This is a genomic window from Gemmatimonas sp. (assembly GCF_036405635.1).
Classification (GTDB): Bacteria; Gemmatimonadota; Gemmatimonadetes; order Gemmatimonadales; family Gemmatimonadaceae; genus Gemmatimonas.
This window is the reverse complement of the sequence record NZ_DASWXE010000118.1, coordinates 1-1,962: the sequence shown is the minus strand read 5'-3', so window position 1 is coordinate 1,962 and position 1,962 is coordinate 1. Positions and strand designations below refer to the sequence as shown.

At 66.5% G+C, this 1,962-nt stretch carries 2 protein-coding genes; both read left to right on the top strand.

The features are described from left to right. Positions 1–274, top strand: a 274-nt coding sequence (locus VGE27_RS10425; RefSeq protein ID WP_331049586.1) for an NAD(P)H-dependent oxidoreductase subunit E, incomplete at its 5' end; no start/stop codon positions are given. Further along, positions 271–1,836 carry a formate dehydrogenase beta subunit gene (locus VGE27_RS10420; RefSeq protein ID WP_331049585.1) on the top strand — a complete coding sequence of 522 codons (1,566 nt, stop codon included), beginning with the start codon at positions 271–273 and terminating at the stop codon, positions 1,834–1,836. The genes VGE27_RS10425 and VGE27_RS10420, both read left to right, overlap by 4 nt. Positions 1,837–1,962: the final 126 nt, after the last annotated feature.

The following is a 1,962-nucleotide window of genomic DNA, read 5'->3' as shown; positions in this document are numbered from 1 at the left end:
CGTCGTGCAGCTGTGCATGGCGGAGGCCTGCCAGGCGGTGGGTTGCCGGGAGCTGGCCACACATGCCCGCACGGCATTGGGCGTGGAGCTTGGGCAGACCACCGCTGACCAACGTGTGCACATCGAAGCCGCCTACTGTTTTGGCAACTGTGCGTTGGGACCGACGGTGCGTATCGACGATCGTATCGTGGGCGGCGTGACGCCGGAACGATTCGACCAGTTGCTGGCCGAGCTGCCAAGCCAGGCGCGTGATGTGCGGCAGGGGGCGGCATGACACGTATTCATGTTCCCAACGATACCGCGGCGCGCTCCGTGGGGGCCGATGAAGTGGCGGCCGCGCTTGCGCGGGTACCCGCTGTGCGCGACGGACATGTCACGGTGTCGCGCAACGGCTCACGGGGAGCGTACTCGATGGAGCCGCTGCTCGAGATCGACACCGCCGACGGTCGCATTGGCTTTGCGAATGTCTCGGCCGCTGACGTGCCTTCGTTGTTCGCCAACGGTATCCCCGCGCGGAGTCACGAGAAGTGCATCGGTCTCGTGGACAAGGTCCCGTGGCTGGCCGACCAGGTGCGGCTCACATTTGCGCGTGTGGGACGCATCGATCCCTTGTCACTCGACGACTATCGGGCGGTCGGAGGATTGCGTGGGTTGGAGCGGGCGGTCAGCATGTCGCCTGCGGCCATCGTGCAGGAGGTCAGCGCGTCGGGGCTGCGCGGCCGCGGTGGTGCCGCGTTCCCCGCCGGTATCAAATGGGAAACCGTGCGCAACGCCAACGCGGCGCAGAAGTACGTGGTGTGCAACGCCGATGAAGGCGACTCCGGCACCTTCGCCGACCGGTTGTTGCTGGAGGCCGATCCCTTCCAGTTGATCGAAGGGATGACCATTGCGGGTCTCGCGGTGGGCGCAACGCAGGGCTACGTGTACCTGCGGTCCGAATACCCATACGCCGCCAAGGTGTTTGCCGAAGCCTTGCTCATCGCGCGCCAGGCCGGTGTGCTGGGCGCGGCGGTGGGCAGCGGAGCCCACGCGTTTGACATCGCACTGCGCATGGGTGGTGGAGCGTACATCTGCGGCGAAGAAACCGCGTTGCTCGAAAGCCTCGAGGGCAAACGCGGCGTGGTGCGGGCGAAGCCGCCGTTGCCAGCACTGCAAGGGCTCTTCGGACAGCCTACGGTGATCAACAACGTGCTGACGTTCGCCGCCGTCACCGACGTGCTGGCGCAGGGCGCGCAGCACTACGCCGCCCATGGCATGGACCGGTCCACCGGCACCATGCCTTTCCAGTTGGGCGGCAACATCCAGCGCGGCGGCCTGGTGGAGTTGCCGTTTGGCATCACGCTGCGCGAGCTCGTGGAGCGATTTGGCGGTGGCAGCTATTCGGGACGGCCGCTGCGGGCCATTCAGGTAGGCGGTCCACTGGGCGCCTACTTGCCCGCATCGCAGTGGGACACGCCGCTCACCTATGAACACTTCGCGTCTATCGGAGCCATGCTGGGGCACGGTGGCATTGTGGCCTTCGATGATACGGTGGACATGGCCGCCCAGGCCGAGTTTGCGATGGCCTTCTGCGCGCACGAGTCGTGCGGCAAGTGCACGCCATGCCGGGTGGGTTCCACACGCGGGGTCGAGGTCATTCAGCGGCTCCGCCGACGCGAGAAGGTCCGTGAGCAGTGGGACCTGCTCGAAGAACTGTGCGAAACCATGGAGCTCGGTTCGTTGTGCGCACTCGGGGGGCTCACGCCCATGCCGGTGCGCAGCGTGATGAAGCACTTCACCGCGGACTTGCTGGCTCCAGCCGGCGCCGCGCCCCCAGCCTCGCAGGTGGCGTCATGATCAAACCCGCCATTGATCTCACCGACAACGGAAGCGCCGCCGTCGCCGACGTTGCGCTGGTCGACCTGACCATCGACGGCATCGTCGTCTCGGTACCCGTCGGCACGACGGTCATGCAGGCCGCCA